This is a genomic window from Planctomycetia bacterium (genome assembly GCA_015200345.1).
Lineage (GTDB): Bacteria > Planctomycetota > Phycisphaerae > UBA1845 > UTPLA1 > PLA3.
In genome coordinates this window covers 717,894-737,059 of sequence record CP054187.1, presented here as the reverse complement: position 1 = coordinate 737,059, position 19,166 = coordinate 717,894, and the positions used below count along the sequence as shown (strand labels likewise).

Annotated in this window: 18 protein-coding genes; 5 read left to right on the top strand and 13 right to left on the bottom strand. The window is 63.2% G+C overall.

The features are described 5' to 3' along the window. Positions 1-87 precede the first annotated feature (87 nt). From HRU71_03250 to HRU71_03225, 6 genes are all read right to left on the bottom strand, one after another. Positions 88-648: an HAD family hydrolase gene (locus HRU71_03250; GenBank protein ID QOJ02561.1), complete on the bottom strand. Its 561-nt coding sequence runs from the start codon at positions 646-648 to the stop codon at positions 88-90. Positions 649-650: 2 nt separating this feature from the next. Further along, the gene (locus HRU71_03245) at positions 651-1,226 is read right to left on the bottom strand and encodes an SIS domain-containing protein (protein QOJ02560.1); all 576 of its coding nucleotides are present in this window, start codon (positions 1,224-1,226) and stop codon (positions 651-653) included. A 51-nt stretch (positions 1,227-1,277) separates the two neighbouring features. After that, positions 1,278-2,765, bottom strand: coding sequence for an ABC transporter ATP-binding protein (locus HRU71_03240; GenBank protein ID QOJ02559.1), 1,488 nt, complete (start codon positions 2,763-2,765; stop codon positions 1,278-1,280). 7 nt (positions 2,766-2,772) lie between these two features. Next, entirely contained in the window at positions 2,773-3,480 is a 708-nt protein-coding gene (locus tag HRU71_03235; GenBank protein ID QOJ02558.1) for a methyltransferase, read from the bottom strand. Between the two features lie 12 nt (positions 3,481-3,492). Further along, positions 3,493-4,317: an ABC transporter permease gene (locus HRU71_03230; protein ID QOJ02557.1), complete on the bottom strand. Its 825-nt coding sequence runs from the start codon at positions 4,315-4,317 to the stop codon at positions 3,493-3,495. 84 nt (positions 4,318-4,401) lie between these two features. Then, complete coding sequence (locus HRU71_03225) at positions 4,402-5,166, bottom strand: NTP transferase domain-containing protein (GenBank protein QOJ02556.1); 765 nt, start codon at positions 5,164-5,166, stop codon at positions 4,402-4,404. A 110-nt stretch (positions 5,167-5,276) separates the two neighbouring features. Between HRU71_03225 and HRU71_03220 the strand changes: the two genes are divergently transcribed. After that, a complete protein-coding gene (locus HRU71_03220) occupies positions 5,277-6,905 on the top strand; it encodes a Gfo/Idh/MocA family oxidoreductase (GenBank protein ID QOJ02555.1) in 1,629 nt (542 codons plus the stop codon). Then, a complete protein-coding gene (gene wecB, locus HRU71_03215; GenBank protein QOJ02554.1) occupies positions 6,902-8,008 on the top strand; it encodes a UDP-N-acetylglucosamine 2-epimerase (non-hydrolyzing) in 1,107 nt (368 codons plus the stop codon). Before HRU71_03220 ends, wecB (HRU71_03215) begins: the two co-directional genes overlap by 4 nt. Here the strand turns inward: wecB (HRU71_03215) and HRU71_03210 are convergent. Both HRU71_03210 and wecB (HRU71_03205) read right to left on the bottom strand, forming a co-directional pair. After that, positions 7,974-9,056, bottom strand: a complete 1,083-nt coding sequence (locus tag HRU71_03210) for a glycosyltransferase family 4 protein (protein QOJ02553.1) — start codon at positions 9,054-9,056, stop codon at positions 7,974-7,976. The genes wecB (HRU71_03215) and HRU71_03210 overlap by 35 nt on opposite strands. Before the next feature lie 15 nt (positions 9,057-9,071). Next, positions 9,072-10,184, bottom strand: a complete 1,113-nt coding sequence (gene wecB, locus HRU71_03205) for a UDP-N-acetylglucosamine 2-epimerase (non-hydrolyzing) (protein QOJ02552.1) — start codon at positions 10,182-10,184, stop codon at positions 9,072-9,074. A gap of 103 nt (positions 10,185-10,287) precedes the next feature. Between wecB (HRU71_03205) and HRU71_03200 the strand changes: the two genes are divergently transcribed. Continuing rightward, entirely contained in the window at positions 10,288-12,663 is a 2,376-nt protein-coding gene (locus HRU71_03200; GenBank protein ID QOJ02551.1) for a right-handed parallel beta-helix repeat-containing protein, read from the top strand. Between the two features lie 8 nt (positions 12,664-12,671). Here the strand turns inward: HRU71_03200 and HRU71_03195 are convergent, their stop codons facing one another. From HRU71_03195 to HRU71_03180, 4 genes are all read right to left on the bottom strand, one after another. After that, positions 12,672-14,495, bottom strand: coding sequence for a carbon starvation protein A (locus HRU71_03195; GenBank protein ID QOJ02550.1), 1,824 nt, complete (start codon positions 14,493-14,495; stop codon positions 12,672-12,674). A 56-nt stretch (positions 14,496-14,551) separates the two neighbouring features. Then, the gene (locus HRU71_03190) at positions 14,552-14,857 is read right to left on the bottom strand and encodes an antibiotic biosynthesis monooxygenase (protein ID QOJ02549.1); all 306 of its coding nucleotides are present in this window, start codon (positions 14,855-14,857) and stop codon (positions 14,552-14,554) included. Between the two features lie 113 nt (positions 14,858-14,970). Beyond that, positions 14,971-15,264 carry a 4Fe-4S dicluster domain-containing protein gene (locus tag HRU71_03185; protein ID QOJ02548.1) on the bottom strand — a complete coding sequence of 98 codons (294 nt, stop codon included), beginning with the start codon at positions 15,262-15,264 and terminating at the stop codon, positions 14,971-14,973. 145 nt (positions 15,265-15,409) lie between these two features. Continuing rightward, positions 15,410-16,279 (bottom strand): isochorismatase family protein, encoded by an 870-nt coding sequence (locus HRU71_03180; protein ID QOJ02547.1) that lies wholly within the window; start codon positions 16,277-16,279, stop codon positions 15,410-15,412. Between the two features lie 657 nt (positions 16,280-16,936). Here HRU71_03180 and HRU71_03175 point away from each other — a divergent pair. Next, complete coding sequence (locus HRU71_03175) at positions 16,937-17,860, top strand: hypothetical protein (GenBank protein ID QOJ02546.1); 924 nt, start codon at positions 16,937-16,939, stop codon at positions 17,858-17,860. Here the strand turns inward: HRU71_03175 and HRU71_03170 are convergent. After that, a complete protein-coding gene (locus HRU71_03170) occupies positions 17,847-18,029 on the bottom strand; it encodes a hypothetical protein (GenBank protein QOJ02545.1) in 183 nt (60 codons plus the stop codon). The two genes, HRU71_03175 and HRU71_03170, sit on opposite strands and share 14 nt — an antisense overlap. Before the next feature lie 211 nt (positions 18,030-18,240). Between HRU71_03170 and HRU71_03165 the strand changes: the two genes are divergently transcribed. Continuing rightward, on the top strand, positions 18,241-18,984 hold the full coding sequence (locus HRU71_03165; GenBank protein QOJ02544.1) for a methyltransferase domain-containing protein: 744 nt from the start codon (positions 18,241-18,243) through the stop codon (positions 18,982-18,984). Positions 18,985-19,166: the final 182 nt, after the last annotated feature.

Below are 19,166 nucleotides of genomic sequence, written 5' to 3'. Positions count from 1 at the left end.
CAATTCGCTGCCCTGGCCATCGCGGGCGCCGCGGGGATGCGGCGGTGATTCCGGGCCATAAGTGGCCCGGCTCGGACAAGGGGGCGACTATGTGTGCAGAATCATCTCCGCGGCGGCGAGCAGGCCGTCAGTCTCGAAATTGGGCTCCGCGTCGCCGACAAATTCCTTGGCCGGCTCGGTCGAATCCGAGCGCACGAGCACCGTCTTGCACCCCGCGCGGCGGCCGGCCTGAATGTCGCGTAGCCGATCGCCCACCATCCAGGACTTGGAAAGGTTGAGGTCCATTTCTCGTGCGGCGCGCAGCAGCATTCCCGGCGCGGGTTTGCGCTCCTCGTGCTCGCGGTTATAGGGCGGCACGGTTCCGTCGGGGTGATACGGGCAGTAGTAGATTGCGTCGAGTTCGACGCCGGCGGCGGTGAGCTGCCGCCGAAGCTCCGCATGAATGGTCTCCAGCCGGTCGATCGTGACTTTCCCGCGCGCGATCGCGGACTGATTCGTCACGACCACGAGCCGATAGCCGGCCTCCTTCAATCGGCGCAGGCCTTCGGCGACGCCGGGCAGCAATCGCACGCCGTCGGGATGATCGAGGTAGCCCGGATCGTCAATGAGCGTCTTGTCACGATCGAGAAATACGGCGCGGGCCGGCATGGTTACTTACCATCCGCGATTGCACGCTCGACCAGATCGCACACGATGTGATAGCCCAACTCGTGCAACTGCTGGATCCCGTAGGTCGTTTCGCACGGCGCGCGATAACAGACGTCGCAAAGCGCGGCCATCGATCCGCCGGACGCGCCGGCGAACCCCAGCACGTTCATGCCCTGCGTCTTTGCCGCTTCAATCGCACGCAGCACGTTCGCGCTTTGGCCGCTCGTGCTGATTGCCCAGAGCACGTCGCCGCGGCGGCCGTGCGCCTCAACCTGCCGCGCGAACACGCGCTCGAAGTCGTAATCGTTCCCGATGGCCGTGAGATTGCTCGTGTTCACCGTCAGGGCGATGCAGTTCAGGGCTTTGCGCTCTCGAAGGTATCGGCCGGTCAGTTCCCCGGCGATGTGCTGCGCGTCGGCCGCCGAACCACCGTTGCCGCAGATGTAGACTGCACCGCCGGCCTTGAAGCAGTCGATGAGCAGCTTCGCCGCGTCGCGCAGCTCGCCCCGCCGCGCGGCGTCCATGCGGTCCAGGGCGGCGCGATGTTCGGCGATTAGTTTTGAAATCAAGTCGTCCATGTTGTGCTGCCGTGGCTCAAGCCGCACGCCGCGAAACTCCAGCTCACTCCGTTAATACTTCGAGATTGCCACATATTTCTCAACCGACGCCTGCACATTTTCCGGGGCGATGCCGCTCGCGCGGTCGATCCGCCCGGTGATCTGCGTCGGAACATAATACCACGCGTGGAACGGTCGGCCATGCCGCGTCACCGCGATCGTGTCGCAGTGATCGATCCAGTCGTAATACGCCACCTCGCCGGGCATCTCCACGTTGCGATAGCTCGATCCCGGCGTGATGGTGTATTCACCCGCCGCCAGGTTCAGGTGGAACGCGAACTCCAGCACGACCCGATCCCCGGCGTGCAGGTCCACGAGCGGCACGCGCTGCGACCACGTCTCATCGCCCAGCAGATGATGCCCCAGGGCGTTGCGAATCATGAAGCCGGCCGACAGGAACGGCACGTCCTTGTCGACGCGGATGTGCAGTCGATAGCGCAGCCGCTGGCCCCATGAGCCGGTTGTGACGCGCTGGTCGTTGTCGTCGAGCAATTCGGTGTTCACAAATCGCGCCTCGCCGGTGCCAAAGCGAATTGAATCCACGCGATCGAGAAACTCCTTCGATTCGTTGTATGCGATGGAGCGCTTCGCCTCCTCGGCGTCGCGCACAAAGCCCTCGGACGTAACGATGTCCGTTCGCACCGTGGCGGTCTTCACGCCGGCCGCGCCGGAAGTTGATGCCTCCGCATTGTTGGATCGGCCGGAACCCGCCGGGGCGTTGTCGCGGTCGGTCATCAGGCGATGGTAAGTCGCCCAGACGTTCGCCAGCGGACCGCGTTCCACGATGCGACCGTGATCCATGATGATCGCCCAGTCGCCGAAACCGGGGTTGGAATGCGAGACGTAGAGGATGGTCGTGCCGCTCTCGCGGAGCTGCATCAGCTTGTCGCGGCACTTGAGTTGAAAGCGAATGTCGCCGACGGCCAGCACCTCGTCTACGAGCAGTACGTCGGGATCGACGTGGATGTAAGTCGAGAACGCGAGACGGCAGAACATGCCGCTGGAATAGAGTTTCACCGGGCGGTTGATGAAATCGCCAATGTCGGCAAAAGAGAGAATCTGATCAAGGCGGCTTTCCATCTGCGGGCGGGAGTAGCCGATCATCGAACCGTAAAGATAAACATTCTGGAGCCCGGTTAGTTCGGGATTGAAGCCCGCGCCCAGTTCGAGCAGGGCCGAGATGCGCCCACGCACCTGGAGCGTGCCGCTGGTCGGCGTCAGCACGCCGGAGATGAGTTTCAGCAGCGTGCTCTTGCCGCTGCCGTTGTGGCCGAAGATGGCCACGACTTCGCCGCGTCGCACGTCGAACGTCACGCCGTCGACCGCCTTGAACGCCGTGTGGTAGCTCCGCCGGACGAAGCTCAAGGCCTCGCGCACGCGGTCGGTGGGGCGGTCGTACAGTTTATAGACTTTTGTCAATTCATTGACTGCGATCACCGGCGGCTCGACGGCGGGGGACGGTGCGGGGACTGCTTCGGCGGTGGGCATGGCAGCGGTCATCGCGTCTCTACGCCTCCGGCTTGCGCAGGATGAAACCGATCCCGGTGAGGCGGAAATAACCCAGCCCCACGTTGCGGCCGCACCAGCGCATCGCGTGCGCCCGCTCGGGGCTGACGACGTACAGGTCCGGGTCCAGCAGCATCGCCTCGCGCGTCGGCGCGGGGCCGAGGTACTTCGGCAATATTTCCATGCCGGTCGCAGTGATGAACCGCTCGATGGAAAAACCCATCCAGCGCCGATAGACCTCCGGATCCAAGACGAGATCCATCGTGTGAATCATCACGCCGCCGGGGCGCAGCAGGTTCTTCATGTCTTCCAGCGCGCTCATCATCCCTGCTTCGCCGCCGGCTTCATAAATGTGCTCCAGCACCGAGACGCTGTACACAAGGTCGAAATACTGCGGCGTGAGCGCGTGACCGATGCCGACCAGCCCCTCGTGGTAGACGAGCTGCGGTTTGAACGCGCCGGACGTCTCAAACGCCTCTTTCGTGTCGATCATGTGCACTTCGAGCTTCGGCCCATCGTCGAAGAGCTTTTGCGCCATCTGCCCCGTGCCCGCGCCGACATCCAGCACCCGCGCCCCCGGCGTCGCGTATTCCAGCACCTTCTGGTACGTCCACGGATACTCCCAGCCGTACTGATCCTCCCATCCGGCTTTCCAGACGCCGGAGAGAATCCACTGGTCGATTTCCGATACCCGCGCGTAAACGTACATGCCGTTCCTCAATTACAACAAATCACCAAAGTGCGGTCGCAATCGCCGGAAGATGACCGCGCCGCCCACGAAGAGCAGCGCCGTCACAATCCAGAAGTAAATCATGCTCTTGTACGGCTCCCAGAACCAGCGTTCATAGATGACGCAGCCGCGAAAACCCTCGACGAGATAGTGCAGCGGGTTGAGTTTCAGCAGCAGCAGGATGCGCGGATGCCCGCGTTCCACGATCAACTCGGGTGACCAGAAGATCGGCGTCAGCCAGAACAGAAACTGGAGCATGACGCTGATGGCGTAGGACACGTCGCGGAAGAACACGGTCATGGCGGCCGTGATCCACGACACGCCCAGCAGAAAAATGACGGTGGCGAACCAGAAGTAGGGGATCTGGAGGTAATAGCGATCCGGCGGGTGCCCATAGGCGATCAGCACAGCCACCATGATGGCGAAGAAGAACAGGTGAATGACCATCGCCGATGCTATTTTTACAATAGGCAATATGCTGACGCGGAAAGCGACCTTGCTGACGAGGAAACTCTTCTCCACAACGGAGTTCGTCCCGCCCGACAGGCTCTCGCTGATGAAATACCACGGGATCATTCCCGCCATGAGCCACAGCACGAACGGGCGACCGTTGGTTTGCGTCGACGAGGGAAAAATCACCGCGAACACGAACCACATGATCAGCAGCGTCACGATCGGCTGCACCAGCGCCCAGACGATGCCCAGCGCGCTGCCCAGATACCGCCCGCGAAAATCGTTTTTGGTCAGTTCATAGAGCAGCCAGCGGCTGCGCCACGTGTCAGACAGGAACTTCCCAAACTCGGTCGCGTAACGCATTCACCACGCCTCGACTTGGCCCGCATCGACCCCGGCTCCATCACGCCGGGGCGATATGTAACGGCTTTTTCCGTTGCTTTTCAACTACCGCCGGTATTTCGCCGCGACGCGAGGCAGCTCCGTCTGCGCTCGGGCGTATTCCTCCGGCACGCCGATGTCGATGAAATAGCCGTCGCTCTCGACCGCCAAGAATCGCCGCGCCGAGAACTCCCGCTCCATCACGTCGCGCTCGAGGCTGAACGCGCCGGCCTGCGGCAGGCTCTCCATGAACGCCCGGCGCACGACGTACACCCCCGCATTGATCGCGCCCGGGCCGGCGATTCCTTTTTCGCGCCAACAGATGATTCGACCGCTTGCATCCGTCTCAACGCTGCCGAATCGACTGCAATCCGGCACGCGCTTCAACGCGATGGTCAGATCATGGGGGGCGGTGTGGCTGCGATCCGTTGCAGCGCTTGAATCGCGCGGCACCGGCGATTCACATCCGTGGTGCCGCTGCAATAGCTCCGCCAACGGTGCGTCAAAAAACGAATCGCCGTTGAGTACGAGAAAATCGTCGCCGTCGACCTGCGCCATCGCCAGCATTACGCCGCCGCCGGTGCCGAGCCGCTCGCGCTCGATGCTGTACGCCAGTTCCACTCTTCCATACGCCGCGCCGAAGTGACTGCTGATCTTCTCGTGCAGGTGGCTCACCGCCAGCACCACGCGCGGCACGCCATGCCACGCGAGATAGTCCAACTGATACTCCAGGAACGGCCGGCCGGCGATATCCGCCATCGGCTTGGGAACCTCCGCCACGACCGATTGCAGCCGACTGCCGATCCCGCCTGCGAGAATGATGGCTTCCATTCAAGAATCGTCGCCGAGCGTGCAATCGGTTGCAACCATGCGACCTTTGACGCGTTCGCATTGCAACCGTAGATTCGACCCTTGGATACAGCATCACAGGGACGCGCACCATGCCCAACGTATGCGTCGTCGGCGCGGGCCGATGGGGTCGAAATCACATTCGCACGTTGCACGAGCTGGGCGCATTGGGCGGCATCGTCGATTCGTCGCCGCTCGCACAGCAGGCGGCCGCGCAAGCGTGGCCGGGCGTTGAATTGTTCAACAATCTCGCCGCCGCGCTCCAACAACCCTTCGACGCGTTCATCGTCGCCACGCCGGCCGAGACGCACTTTGACCTCGCCCGGCAGATCATCGCCGCGCGCAAACATCTTCTCGTTGAGAAACCGCTTACGCTCCGCGCCGACGAAGCTCGCGAACTCGTGCGACTCGCAGACCAAGCCCGCGTCCGGCTCATGGTTGGTCACGTCCTGCTCTTTCACCCCGCCATTGAGCGAATCAAACAGGTCATTTCGGCTGGCACGATCGGCCGCCTGCAATACCTCTACAGCCACCGTCTGAATCTCGGCACGGTTCGCACCGAGGAGAACATCCTCTGGAGCTTCGCACCGCACGACATTTCGGTGTTTCAATACCTTGTAGGCAAGCCGCCGCTTCAGGTTGATTCACACGGCGGCGTTTTTGTCACCCCGGGCATCCACGACACGACGATGACGACCCTCGTCTGGCCTGGCAACATCGTCGGCCACATTTTCGTCAGTTGGTTGCATCCGTTCAAGGAGCAGCGGCTGGTTGTCATCGGTGACAAGGGCATGTTGACATTTGAAGATCACGCGACGGACCGCGAGGTGCTCTTTTTCCGGAAGGGCGTTGATCGCGTCGCCGGCGAATTGCGCATCCGCGACGCCGACGCCGAGCGGCTGGACTACCCCGCCGAGATGCCGCTGACGCGCGAATTGAAATATTTTCTCGAACAGATTGACCCGCGCCATGCGAACGGAAGCGCCATCGATATCGCCAACGGCGCATCAGCCGTGGAAGTGCTCGATATCCTCGAACGCGCGACGCAGCGCCTGGAGGCCGCGCCGGTTCCGTCGTCATCACGCCCGATCATGGCCCCCGATGCGGTTCATCAGGCGGCCGCGACGAGTGATGCGAGCGCGTCGTATTACGTCCATCCCTCCAGCATCATCGACGACGGCGTTACGCTCGGCGTGGGAACAAAAATCTGGCATTTCTCGCATGTTCAAAGCGGCGCGACCATCGGCCGCGGCGTCTCCATCGGGCAGAATGTCAACGTCGGGCCGAATGTCCGAATCGGCGATCACTGCAAAATACAAAACAACGTTTCCATCTATGAGGGCGTCGAGCTGGAGGACTACGTCTTCTGCGGCCCGTCGATGGTGTTCACCAACATCGTTCGCCCGCGAAGCAAGTACCCCCAGCGCGCCTCGCACCTGTATCAGAAAACACTCGTCCGGCACGGCGCCAGCATCGGCGCCAACGCAACGCTTGTCTGCCCCGTCACGATCGGCCGTCACGCGTTCATCGCCGCCGGCGCGGTAGTGACGAAAGACGTACCCGATTACGCCATGGTGGCCGGCGTCCCCGCAAAGCAAATCGGCTGGGTCTGCGAGTGTGGCGAGTCGCTGCCGAAGGCGGCTGCGCGCCGCGTTTGCAAGAAATGCCGGCGCGTCTATCGCCTCGTCAAGAAACGCCTCGCGCCGGTGGAGCCGAAATGAAAATTCTTACCGTCGTCGGAGCGCGTCCGCAGTTCATCAAGGCCGCGCCGCTCTCGCGCGCCCTGCGGTTTCGCCATACCGAAATCCTCGTCCACACCGGCCAGCACTACGATTACGAGATGTCGCAGGTGTTCTTCGAGGGGCTGGACATCCCCCGGCCCGATCACGAAATGGAAGTCGGCTCCGCCTCGCACGCCGAGCAGACCGCGCGGATGCTCGCGGGGCTTGAGAAAATCATGCTCGACGTGAGGCCGGAGATTGTGGTTGTCTTCGGTGACACCAATTCGACGCTGGCCGGTGCGATGGCCGCCGCCAAGCTGAACATCCCGATCGCTCACGTCGAGGCAGGCCTGCGCAGCTTCAACCGCGCCATGCCGGAGGAAATCAATCGCATCCTGACCGATCGCGTCTCGACGCTGCTGTTCTGCCCCACCATGGCGGCGATGAACAATCTGCGTGCCGAGGGAATCACGTTCGGTCTGCATTGCGTCGGCGACGTGATGTTCGACGTGGCGAAGGAAGCCGCCTTGAAACTCGATCACGGCGGACTCACGCCGGCGATTCTCGCGCGTTTCGGCGTCACGGCGAAACAGTTTCTGTTCTGCACGATCCACCGGGCGTCGAACACGGATGACCCCGCCAGACTCGGTGCGATTTTCGATGCATTGATTGAGCAGGGCGAGCCGGTTGTCCTGCCGCTTCATCCGCGCACCCGCGCGCGGCTGGATCAGGCCGGCCTCGCCCCGCGCCTCGCCGCCGCGAAACACCTCCTCCTCACCGAGCCGCTCGGTTACCTTGACTGCATCGCGCTTCAACGCGCGGCCCGGGTTGTCCTCACCGATAGCGGCGGCATCCAGAAGGAAGCATGCTTTTTCAAGGTGCCGTGCATCACGCTGCGCGACGAAACCGAATGGGTCGAAACGGTACAGTGCGGTTGGAATGTTCTCACGGGCGCGCACACGCAGCGCATCCTCACCGAGCTGCGCCTCGCGGCGCTGCGTGAGAGGCATTTTTGCATCGAAACAGAATTCGCCGACGGCAAGGCTGCGGAGCGCATCGCCGGGAAAATCAACCGGAACGAACTGACGCCTCCACACATTTGATCATCGGCGCGAGCACCCGACGCCAGTCGTGCTGCTCGGCAAACCCGCTGCCGTCCCGCAAGCCCGCCCTGCCCGCTTCGCGGCACGCGTCTACAATCGAATCCGGATCGTCCGGATCACAATAGAACCCCAGATCGCCGAAGTACGCGTACACCGGCGGCACGTTGCTCACCACGATCGGCACGCCCATCGCCGCCGCCTCCAGCGCGCTCAACCCCGGCGTCTCGATGTACGACGGCTGCACCAGAACCTTCGCCTCCGCCAGCAGCGCGGTCATTCCTGCGTGCGGCACGGCGCTGCGAAACTCGACGTTCGGCGGCGCGGCGCGAACAACGGCTTTCAGATAGCGCTCGCAGCCGTGCGCCGCGTTGCCGACGATGAGCAGCCGCTCGCGATCCAGCCGGCGAAACGCGCGAACCAGGTTGAGCTGGTTCTTTCGCGGGCCGATCGTTCCGGCACACAGGTAATACCCGCCCGCGCCGCTCGCCTGCATCGCCGGAGGATCGACGCCGTTGAGCACCACGAGAAACTTTTCACGCGGGATTCCGGGAAACCGCTCGAGCAAGTGGTCCCGCTCGGCCGTCGAATTGGGAAACACGCACCGCGCGCCGGCGAGGATCTCACGCTGAAGCGATTTTTCCCCGCTTCCTCCGTCGCGCAGCGCCTTCAACGCGCGCACCGCGACTCGCGGCAGCACCGCGCGAGCCACATTTCGCGGAAACTCATACGCTCGCCACGGGACCGCCGCCTCCAGATCCCAATACACGCTTGACAGGACGTAGGGCGTCCCCAGGCGCAGCGCATGGCGCGCTTGCCGCACCGTCCACGCCGGCGTCGTCAGGTTGAATAAATAGACAAGATTGTAATACACAGGGCCGCGGCTTTCCTTGCCGGAGGATGCCGGGGTGGACGCCTCGCCGCCCTGCTCCGGTTCCGCATCGAGCGAAAGATCGACTTCATGCCCCGCCTCGCGCAGCGCGCGAATCGTGCGATCCATCTGAATCGTATCGCCGCCGGGCCGCTCGTATGCGTCCGGCCGATTCTGCATCAGGATGCGCATCGATCACACTAGAAACTGCTTCAGCGCCGCGACAATGCGCTGCGACGATTGGCCATCGCCGTACGGGTTCCGCGCTTTCGCCATCGCGCTGTACGCACCGGGATTGTCCAGCAGGTCCAGCGTGCGATGTACAATTCGATCGCGGTGCGGTCCGACCAGCGCCGCCGTCCCCGCGGCGACGCCTTCCGGCCGCTCGGTGCAGTCGCGCAGCACGAGCACGGGCTTGCCGAGCGAGGGCGCCTCTTCCTGCACGCCGCCGCTGTCGGAGAGAATCAGATACGACGCCTTCATCGCCGCGATGAACTCGGCATAGTCCAGCGGCTTGCAGAGCCGAATCCGCTCGCGCCCCTTCAGCAGCCGATTAGCCAGCGATTCGACATTCGGATTCGGGTGCACCGGGTAGAGAATCTCCACGTCGCGCGCGGCGGCGATGTCGCGCAGCGCGAGACAGATTTCTTCCAACGGCTCGCCGAAGTTCTCCCGCCGATGCGCCGTCACGAGGATCAGCCTCCGCCCGGCCGGCGGCTCGAACCCCCCGGGCAGCGGCCGCTTCGACGCCCACATCAGCGCGTCGATCACGGTGTTGCCGGTGACATGAATCCGCTCCGGCGGGATGCCTTCGCGCAACAGATTCTGCCGCCCGTTCTCGGTCGGAGCGAAGTGCAAGTCACCCAGATGGCTGGCCAGCACGCGGTTGATCTCCTCCGGGAACGGCGAATACTTCTCGCCGGTTCGCAGACCCGCCTCGACGTGTCCGAACGGAATCCGCCGGTAACAGCAGCACAGCGCCGTCACCATCACCGTCGTCGTGTCCCCCTGCGCCAGCACGATGTCCGGCATCTCGCGCGCCAGCACCCCATCCAGCGACACGATCATTCGACTGGTCAAATCCGCCAGGCTCTGGTTCGGCAGCATCAGGTTCAAATCATCGTCGGGCGTGATCTCAAAGAAATTGAAAATCTGGTCCAGCAGGTCCCGGTGCTGCGCCGTCGCGATCACGCGCACATCGGCCCAGCCGTCGGCACGCAGCGCCTGCACGACGGGGATCAGCTTCACGGCTTCGGGCCGCGTCCCGATGACGCATAACACCCGTGGCTTGGAGGATTGTGTTTCCATCTCGGCAGGGGACTATACTGGCGCGCGACGCATGGTGAAAGTCGCCGCCAAGTGACGTTCAGCGCCATGAAGCATATTCGCCAAGGAACGATGTAAGGATGGCATGGCCGTGACGGGTGGCATGGCCGCGGCCTTTGACGGCCATGCTCGCCAGTTGATCCGTCATTTTCACGATTCCGAGGTTGCTGACATGAAACGCACGCCGCCGATCAGCTTTTTGCGATCTGTTGTAGCCTCCCTGTCAATCGGTTCGATCCTCTTGATCGCCGGCTGCTCTCAAGCCGGTCGCGTGATTCAAGCAACCGCGCCCACCGATGCTGGTGAAATCGTCATCACGCGCGACGGGCAGACGCTCGATCTGCGCGGCGCGACGCTGCTGGGCAATCCCGACCCCGAACAGGCCGATTCGTTCGTCGGCCGCGGCATCGTCGTCCGCGGCGCGAAAAACGTGACGATTCGCAACGCCGTCGTGCGCGGCTTCAAGGTCGCCATCTACGCCGAAGACGCACCGGGCCTGACAATCGAGAACTGCGACGTCTCCGGCAACTATCGCCAGCGGCTCAAGAGCAACCCCCAGCGCGAGCACATCGACGACTGGATCTTCGGTCACGAGAACGATGACAACCAGTGGCTTCGCTTCGGCGCGGGCATGTATCTGCTCCGCTGCCCCGGCGCCACAATTCGAAACTGCCGCGCCCGCAACGGACAAAACGGCATTTGTATTGTTTCATCCGATCGTGTGACCGCCGTCGGCAACGACATGTCGTTCATGTCCGGCTGGGGCCTGGCCCTGTGGCGGTCCAGCTTCTGCAAGGTCATCTCCAACCGCTTTGACTACTGCATCCGCGGCTACTCGCACGGCGTCTACGCCCGCGGGCAGGATTCCACCGGAATCCTTGTGTACGAGCAATGCTCTGACAACGTGTTCGCCTACAACTCCGCCACCCACGGCGGCGACGGATTCTTCCTCTACGCCGGCCACGAAACCACCCAGCGCACCGGCCGCGGCGGCTGCAACCGCAATCTCGTCTACATGAACGATTTCTCCCACGCCGTCGCCAACGGCATCGAAGCCACCTTCTCCGATCGCAACATCTTCCTGGTCAACAAGCTCAACCACTGCGACCACGGCATCTGGGGCGGCTATTCGACCAATTCCCTCATCGCAGGCAACGAGATGCGCGAGTGCAACAACGGCATCTCCATCGAACATGGCCGTGGCAATCGTATCATCGAGAACCTGTTTGACGCATGCAAACGCGGCGTCTGGCTCTGGTGGGACGACGATAAGGACCTGCTCGCCTCGCCTTACTGCCGTGAGCAGGGCGGCGAGTCGGCGGATGAATCGCTCGTCTCCAACCGTTTCATCAATTGTCGGACGGCGGTCTACGCCCGCGAGTCCCGCCGGGTTCGCTTGCTGAACAATACGTTTAACGCCTGCGCGAAAGATCAGGACATCGAAGGAAGCGACGTCAATGCGCCAGCGACGGACGAGGATCGGCATTTCGCGCTGGCGATTGCGACAAGAATCCGTAGCGAAGATTGCGGGTTGGCCGCCATGGCTGCCCAATCCAGCGCGCTTTGGGATTTCGCGCAGGGCATGAAGCTGCCGGTCGTCGCGTTCGACATACCCGATCGCATGGGCGTTGAGCCGCTCAAGCCGCTGCCCGGTATCTGCGAAGGCAAAGAGCATGTCGTCATCACCAATTGGGGGCCGTACGATTTTTCTCGCCCGCTCGTCTGGCCGGATCGCGTCATCGGCTGGTCGCCGCTGACGGCGAAAGTCCTCGGCCCGCCGGGGACGACGTTTGAAATCGAGCCGCTGTCCGATTCGAGTCTGCAAGTCACGCCGCCGCGCGGCCGCACACCCGGCACGATCGTGATCAGCACGCCGCCGCCGCCGAACACCGGCCCGTCGCGCGCTGCGAACTTCGCAACGCAGGTCCGCGTCGGCGATGTGAAGCTGCCGCTCTCCGGCACCTTGCTCTTCGCCACGTGGACGACGCGATTCTACGAATGGACCGATGAGACCGACCCGCGCAAAGGCGACGACAATTGGAAAAAGATCATCGCCGGCGAGGCGTTCCGCGTCGATCATGACCCGTCGCTGGATTACACCTGGGGCGGCGGCGGGCCGGCGGCAATCGATGAAGCCGACGAAAATGCCAGCGCCGCGAAAGGCGATGCACAGGACGCCGCGCGATCGCAATCCGAGCCGCGCACCGTCCGTGACCGCTTCGCCGTGGTCGCGCGGACACACATGAATCTGCCCGCGGGCAAATGGCGGCTTCGCACCATCAGCGACGACGGCGTACGCGTTTACGTGGACGACCGCCGCGTCATCGACAACTGGACCTGGCACGTGCCGACGGAAGACACGGCCGAGTTTGACTCACCCGGCGCGCTGCATCAAATCCAGGTCGAATACTTCGAGATCGACGGCCATGCGCAGTTGCAGTTCTTCCTTGAACCGGGCTGATCGCCGACTCACGCCCCTTCTACCTCCGGCGTGACCGGGAACCTGCGCGGAATCGGCGGCAGCGGATGCTCCAACACGCCGCGCACCTTTGGCCAGAGCCGCAGCCCCTCCGCCACCATCCAGGTTTGTAATAGACAAATGACAATACCGGCCGCGACAAGGTGATACTGCCCCTTCGGCCACCAGCCGTCGACGCGGTTGAGCAATTGATACATCGTCGCCGAGAAGGGCACGACGAGCATCACCACGGCCGGGACGGTGATGAACCACGTCGGCATCTTCCGCCGCGCCAGATAAAACGCCACCACCATGAACGCCAGCCCGGCCAGCAGTTGATTCACCGCGCCGAATACGGGCCACAGCGTCAAGCCGCCCTTGCCCATGCCCGTCGCCCACGTCTCGCCCGGCGGCGGCACCGCGGCGAGGAGCGCGGCCGTGCCGACGGCGAAAAGCGTCGCGCCGTGCTTTCCCTGCAGCGGAGCGACGTTGAACGTGCCGGCCAGTTCCTGAATCACGTATCGCTGCAAGCGCGTCGCCGTGTCCAGCGTGGTCGCCGCGAACGACGCCACCAGCACGGCCATCAACGCCACCGCCACCGGCCGCGGAATGCCCATCGCGGTGATGAAATTGCCCGAGCCGTCGACGAACGCGGAGACGGTCTTGGCCAGCCCGCCGGAGACGGTCCAGGACGCGTATCGCGATTGCCAGGCCGCCTCGGCGACGACCTCGCCACCATTGACGCTTAGTCCCAACCCCGCGCAGCACGCCAGAATCACCAGTACCGCGAGGAATCCCTCCGTCAGCATCGAGCCGTAGCCGACGAACTGGGCGTCGGTTTCGCAGGCGATTTGTTTGCTGCTGGTGCCGCTGCTGACGAGGCAGTGGAAGCCGCTGATCGCGCCGCAGGCGACCGTGACGAACAGAAACGGCAGGATCGGCGGCGCGTCGGGCACGTTAAGATGGACGGCCGGCGCGACCATCGGCACGCCGCCGGGGGTGAGGAATGTGGCCGCTCCGATGCCGCCGACCAGCAGCACCAGCCCCAGCACGAGCAGGTAGCTGTTGATGTAATCGCGCGGTTGCAGCAGCAGCCAGACCGGCAGCACGCTGGCGAGGTAGCAATAGACAAATAGAAACATCGTCCAGGTGACGACGGGGGAAATCGTGAAGCCCGCAACGTTGATCGGCTTGATGACGAAATCGAATGCGGCGAATTCGCCCGCGAGGATGATCGCCACCACCATGATGAGCAGCGACAGCAGCGCCGGACCACGTGGTCTCCACCCGCGCTGGTAGACCAGCCAGCCCACACCGACCGCCACCGGCATGGCAATCCAAACCGCCAGCACGCTCGAGGAGTACATCGCGAAGATGTTGGCGATCACCAGCCCGAAGATCGCCAGCACGATCGTCAGCGCCATGAATAGCAGCAGCAGGAAGAGAATCTTCACGCGCGGGTTAATCAGCCGACCGGCGATTTCCCCGATGGTCTGCCCGCGATTACGGATCGAGACGACCAGCGTGCCCAGGTCGTGTACGGCCCCAAGAAAGATGCTCCCAAACAGCACCCACAACAGCGCCGGCAGCCAGCCCCAGATTACCGCCAGCGCTGGACCCACGATCGGCCCCGTGCCGGCAATGCTCGTGAAATGATGGCCGAACAGGACTTCTTTTCGCGTGGGAACATAATCGTGCCCGTCCGCCATTTCGCGGCTGGGCACCGGAGCATTCGGATCAAGTTTGAAGAATCGGCGAGACAGCCAGCGGCCGTAGGTGTGATAGGCGATGAGGTAAAGGGTGAAACTGCCGATGGCGATGGTGAACGTGAGCATCGCGACACTGACTCCGAGCCGCGCTGGTCGAGTCGGATGCGCGCGGCGCAGTCATTCTACCCGGCCTGCCACCAGCGGGTAATTTCTCCCGGTTCGGCCAGCAGTTCGACGGAGCGCTCACGCCACGCCTGCACATGGGCGGATTGCAGGTGCCGCTCCAGATCGGCTTCGCTTTCCCAGTTTTCGTGAAAGAGAAACGTCGCCGGATCATCGGCGGCGACGTGCAAATCGTAGTTGATGCAGCCCGGCTCGATGCGCGTCGGCGCGACGAGTGCCATCAGCTCCCGCCGTACGATCGCTTCCTTCCCGGGACGGGCTTTGAACCGGGCGATGACGGTGAGTTTCGCGGATTGATGGCTCATGTCTCGATGGGACTCTTATGGCGTATGGAAAGGTACGGCGATTCTTGGTGCTGCCCGGCGCTCCCTGACGGGCGCCGCTCGGATAAAGCGCTCCACCGGAATGGGTCAAGCGTCTATTTTGCCGTCGCGATCAACTCGTCGGTCAGCAGATTGCGGAACTTCTCCTGCGCCAGCACCTGGTCGGTCGGCACCATGGTGATGACGTCCCACGGGCAGACCTGCGCGCAGAGCTTGCAGCCGATGCACACCTGCAAATCAATCGTGCAAACCCCCATCGCGTAGCCGGGGTGCCGTGGATCACGAATCTTGTCGATGCAATCGACCGGGCAGACCGTGACGCAGGCGTCGCAGCCGGTGCAGAGGTCCTCATCGAGGACGGCGAGTTGTTTGGGGAGTTTCTTGGCCATGGTCTCTCATCGGGGCCGCGCACGACCTCCGCATTGATCTAAGGTGATACACAAACGCGAGCCGAACGTCACGTCGCAGCACACGGCGTGCCGATCGGCAACGCTGATTCGACCGCCGGAATGAAAGATAGGACGGATGACCCGGCTAGGCAAGATCGCGCGGCAGCTTGGCTGCTTTGCGGGCAATGGAGCGGGCCGCCGTGATCTTGCCGGGTACTTTGGTGCGCCTTGTGATCTTGTCGGATTGACCGTCGACGCCAGAATGACCATTGCCGTCGGCATGGTAAGCCGCAACGCCGGACTTGACCACCGGCAGGCGAAGCGGCGCATGATCCGAAGGCCTCGGCCCGGCGTTGCGATCCTCAACCGGTTCTGCGTACAGAGGAGGTTCGTCCTCACAGAGGGGCCGCAAACGCGGGGCGGCGGCGATGCGCTCCTCGGCCGCGCCGGAAATCAGTTCCTCGGTGGTGACGAGGATCGCACCCTTGGCTTCGATCTGGCGCAGCGAAAGCTCGTGATCGTCAATGCTCCAATACCCGCAGGCATCGGTGACGACCACGACGCGATGCTGGCGGGCCATCAAACCCAGCGCGGCGGCCTTCACGCAGTGCTCGGTTACGACGCCGAAGACGGCGAAGTAGCCGGTGCGGATGGAGTTTACGAGCCGGTCGGCCTTGGGATTGGTAAGAAAATCACGATTGCGCTTGGTGAAGACGAGTTGCTGATATTTGCGGAACGGATCGAGCGGAACATCGAGGGTGTTGTCGCCGAAGAGAACCAGCCGACGGGCCATGAGCGTGAAGGGTAGCTTGCGCTGACCGGTGGAGTTATCGACGCAATAAGGCGGCAGGCCTTTCAGCACTTCACCTTCCCTGTGAGATTCGAGCGTGGATAGAATGGGGATTTGCTCTATTCTTCCCCAATTCATAAGTTTGCGGATGTTTGGAATGATGTCCGCCCGATTGCTCACAGGGAGTGTCCCGCGCGGCAACAGGAAATCATATTGCGTATTCATGTCCACCAGGATCCGCTGGAACGGTGGACGGCGCGTCATACTGTTCATCTCCGCCTCCCCTTGCGAATCCGCGAATGCGGACCCGCGCTCCTCGTGACGCAGACGATCGTCGTCAGGAGAAAAGGCGCAGCAGCTACCGAACCGACTGAAATGCGAACGCCTTAGATGGGTCGCCTGTTTCCCCTAACCTCGCATGATCCTACCCCGCATTCAGGCAAAAGGCGAGAGGCATCTTTCGGCCAAACCAAGGTTTAATATGATCGGACCGCTCCTGGATTGTTATAAAACTGTTAAGTGTCTTCTTGCGCACAATCTCTCCATTTCCACATGCCTGCACACACCGTGCGCCACGAAAGCTGTGAAAATCGGAACAAATTGGCCGGCTCCCTGTGTGCTGGATAACAGCGCGACGATCCGTCGCTCCTTCGGAGCGGCGTTTGACGGTTAAGGGTAGCGGTCACCAGTCCCTTCGTTGACAGGGTCTGTGCCAACGGATAAAGGGACGCTGGCGACCAGAGGATTCGGTTCTTGATTACGTTCATCCAGCGCTTACGCCAAACACACCGGTTCGATTTCGCAATCTCGCTTAGAACCGCTCGCGACGCCGCGCGCTGGTCTCTCTTGTGCGCGTTGGCGGCGTCGACCGGTTGCGGTCGAATGGACTGGAACTGGGATCGAAGCTGGTGGAAGGAGCCTCGCCGAGTCGTGCGGCCCAGCACGCCCCCCTCGCCGCAGCTGCAAAGCGAACCAGCGCCGCAGCCGCGTGAGCCAACGACGCCGGCGGGCACGGCGCTGCCGGCGCTTGCCGATCCGCGCAGCGCCGAGCCGCCGCAGCAGGTGCAGCAGCGTCGCGAACTGGCGCGGACGCAGGGACTGGGCGCGCAGCGGGCGTATTATCAACTTTATTTTGAAAGCGGCGCTGACGTCGCCGCGGACGATGCGCGGGGGGAATACACCTGTCGCGTTGTCGGCGCGTCAGCCAGGGCCGCGGCGTCGGCCGTGGAAATGCTCTACGTTCCGGCCGGCCGGTCGGGCAGCGAGCAGTCCTGCTATCTGCTGTATGAAGATCGGCGCGAGCTGGACGCAGCCATTCGCGCGGCGCAGGAGTTGGAATCCATGTGGAACCTGCCGGCGGGCGCACCGGGTGGCGTGTCGGGCGCGCGGATGTTCGGCGACGCGGTGTCGTCGATGTTGCGCGTGCTGGAGGCCGGGCCGGTCGCTCCGGCGGAAACCGTCGACTCGTGCCTGCGTCAGTTGACGCTGGCCTCGTCGTCGGTGGAATGCGATGCGTCGCAGCGGTGGGCCTGCGATATCTGGCGAGCGCGGGTGCTGGCGGAACAACGGTACGACTATGCGGGGTCTCGCGATGCGTGCGAAGCGGCGCTGGGTCGGGCCGAGAGCGGCTCCCTCGAGCGGATGACGGCGTTGTGGTGGCTGGCCGACGCGCACCTCATGGGAGGGCGTACGGACGCGGCGACGAGCGCGTGGGAATCGATCTTGCGCGAGTTCGGAGAAACGGGCGAGCGGTCGCAGGTGGTCCGCCGGGCCGAGCTGAATCTCGATAAATTCAGCAAGCGTTGACGGCGGCGCCGACCGGCTCCGGTTCGATGATGCCGAGCGGATGATCGCCAAGCGATTCGATCTGGTGGAGGTAATCAGCCAGTTCGTTCTCGGTGAAGCCCAGGAGGAACTCCCGCCGAGCCGTGTGATTGATCTGCATGATGCGTTCGATCAGTTCACGCTTGGACATGATCCGTGAACTCCGGGTGCGAAGGACTTCGGCGAGAAGTAATTCGGTCGTTCCGTGCGGCGGATGCTTTCAGCCGCAAAGTCGTATCGGTCTGCGCCGACGGGAGACTTTAACTCCATCGGGTCTCGTGCGAATCCATCATCGCGCCGCGCGGACGGCGACTATCCTTCCGCGCGATCGCACGGCATAATGCGCGCGAAGCACCGGTTCGGTGCGACGCGATCTGGAGGAACGGATGCCGCCGCCGGAAGCCCCGCCGCAAACGCCGAAGTCCGCCAACGGAGCGACCGTGCGCCACGCGGTGAAAGATCGCGCGCGAAGTCAGTTTGATTCCTGGGCGCATTCGTACGACCGGTCCATTGTGCAGCGATTGCTGTTCCAGCCCTCTTATCGGATGTTCATGCAGGAGCTGTGGCGCTGGCGGCGCGACGACCCGCGCCCCTTCGACGTGCTGGACATCGGCTGTGGCACCGGAACGTGGATCGCCATGATCGCCGGATGCGACCTGCCTGCGCGGCGGCTCATCGGGCTGGACTACGCCTCGGCGATGTGCCGCATGGCGCAACAGAAGGCCGAGGCCGTTGGCGACAGCCGCCTGCAATTTGTGCGCGGGGATGCGGAACATTTGCCGTTCGAGGACGGGTCGTTCGACGTGCTGACGTGCAGCAATTCGTTTCATCATTACCCGCACCAGGCCGCGGCGATCAGGGAGATGCGCCGGGTGCTTCGGCCCGGCGGGCGGCTGATGCTCGTGGACGGGTTTCGCGACAACATCGTGGGTTGGGTGTTGTTCGACGTGTTCATCACGCGCGGCGAGAGCACGCCGGAGGCTCGCGTGTTTCACGCGCCCTGGAGCCTCATGCGGAAGTACTTTGAGGACGCCGGGTTCCACGAGATCGAGCAGCGCAAGACCGGCGTGCTCGTGCCCATCTTTCTCACCTGCGGCGTGGCGTGAGTTCCTGGTCGATCCCCAAGGGCCGATTGCGCAAGCAATCGAAGGATGTAGCTCCTTTCTCGATCGCTCGCGCGATCGGGGCTTTTTTTATCAGGATTCATGGGAACCGCCTTATTCATGGGAACCGCTTTCAATCCCGCCGCGTCTAAGGGTGCGGGCGGCTACAATGCCGCACACGAACC

Coding starts and splice junctions, on each gene's coding strand:
- HRU71_03250 (QOJ02561.1), bottom strand. CDS start 648: ATGCCGGCCCGCGCCGTATTTCTCGATCGTGACAAGACGCTCATTGAC.
- HRU71_03245 (QOJ02560.1), bottom strand. CDS start 1,226: ATGGACGACTTGATTTCAAAACTAATCGCCGAACATCGCGCCGCCCTG.
- HRU71_03240 (QOJ02559.1), bottom strand. CDS start 2,765: ATGACCGCTGCCATGCCCACCGCCGAAGCAGTCCCCGCACCGTCCCCC.
- HRU71_03235 (QOJ02558.1), bottom strand. CDS start 3,480: ATGTACGTTTACGCGCGGGTATCGGAAATCGACCAGTGGATTCTCTCC.
- HRU71_03230 (QOJ02557.1), bottom strand. CDS start 4,317: ATGCGTTACGCGACCGAGTTTGGGAAGTTCCTGTCTGACACGTGGCGC.
- HRU71_03225 (QOJ02556.1), bottom strand. CDS start 5,166: ATGGAAGCCATCATTCTCGCAGGCGGGATCGGCAGTCGGCTGCAATCG.
- HRU71_03220 (QOJ02555.1), top strand. CDS start 5,277: ATGCCCAACGTATGCGTCGTCGGCGCGGGCCGATGGGGTCGAAATCAC.
- wecB (QOJ02554.1), top strand. CDS start 6,902: ATGAAAATTCTTACCGTCGTCGGAGCGCGTCCGCAGTTCATCAAGGCC.
- HRU71_03210 (QOJ02553.1), bottom strand. CDS start 9,056: ATGCAGAATCGGCCGGACGCATACGAGCGGCCCGGCGGCGATACGATT.
- wecB (QOJ02552.1), bottom strand. CDS start 10,184: ATGGAAACACAATCCTCCAAGCCACGGGTGTTATGCGTCATCGGGACG.
- HRU71_03200 (QOJ02551.1), top strand. CDS start 10,288: ATGGCCGTGACGGGTGGCATGGCCGCGGCCTTTGACGGCCATGCTCGC.
- HRU71_03195 (QOJ02550.1), bottom strand. CDS start 14,495: ATGCTCACGTTCACCATCGCCATCGGCAGTTTCACCCTTTACCTCATC.
- HRU71_03190 (QOJ02549.1), bottom strand. CDS start 14,857: ATGAGCCATCAATCCGCGAAACTCACCGTCATCGCCCGGTTCAAAGCC.
- HRU71_03185 (QOJ02548.1), bottom strand. CDS start 15,264: ATGGCCAAGAAACTCCCCAAACAACTCGCCGTCCTCGATGAGGACCTC.
- HRU71_03180 (QOJ02547.1), bottom strand. CDS start 16,279: ATGAATACGCAATATGATTTCCTGTTGCCGCGCGGGACACTCCCTGTG.
- HRU71_03175 (QOJ02546.1), top strand. CDS start 16,937: ATGGACTGGAACTGGGATCGAAGCTGGTGGAAGGAGCCTCGCCGAGTC.
- HRU71_03170 (QOJ02545.1), bottom strand. CDS start 18,029: ATGTCCAAGCGTGAACTGATCGAACGCATCATGCAGATCAATCACACG.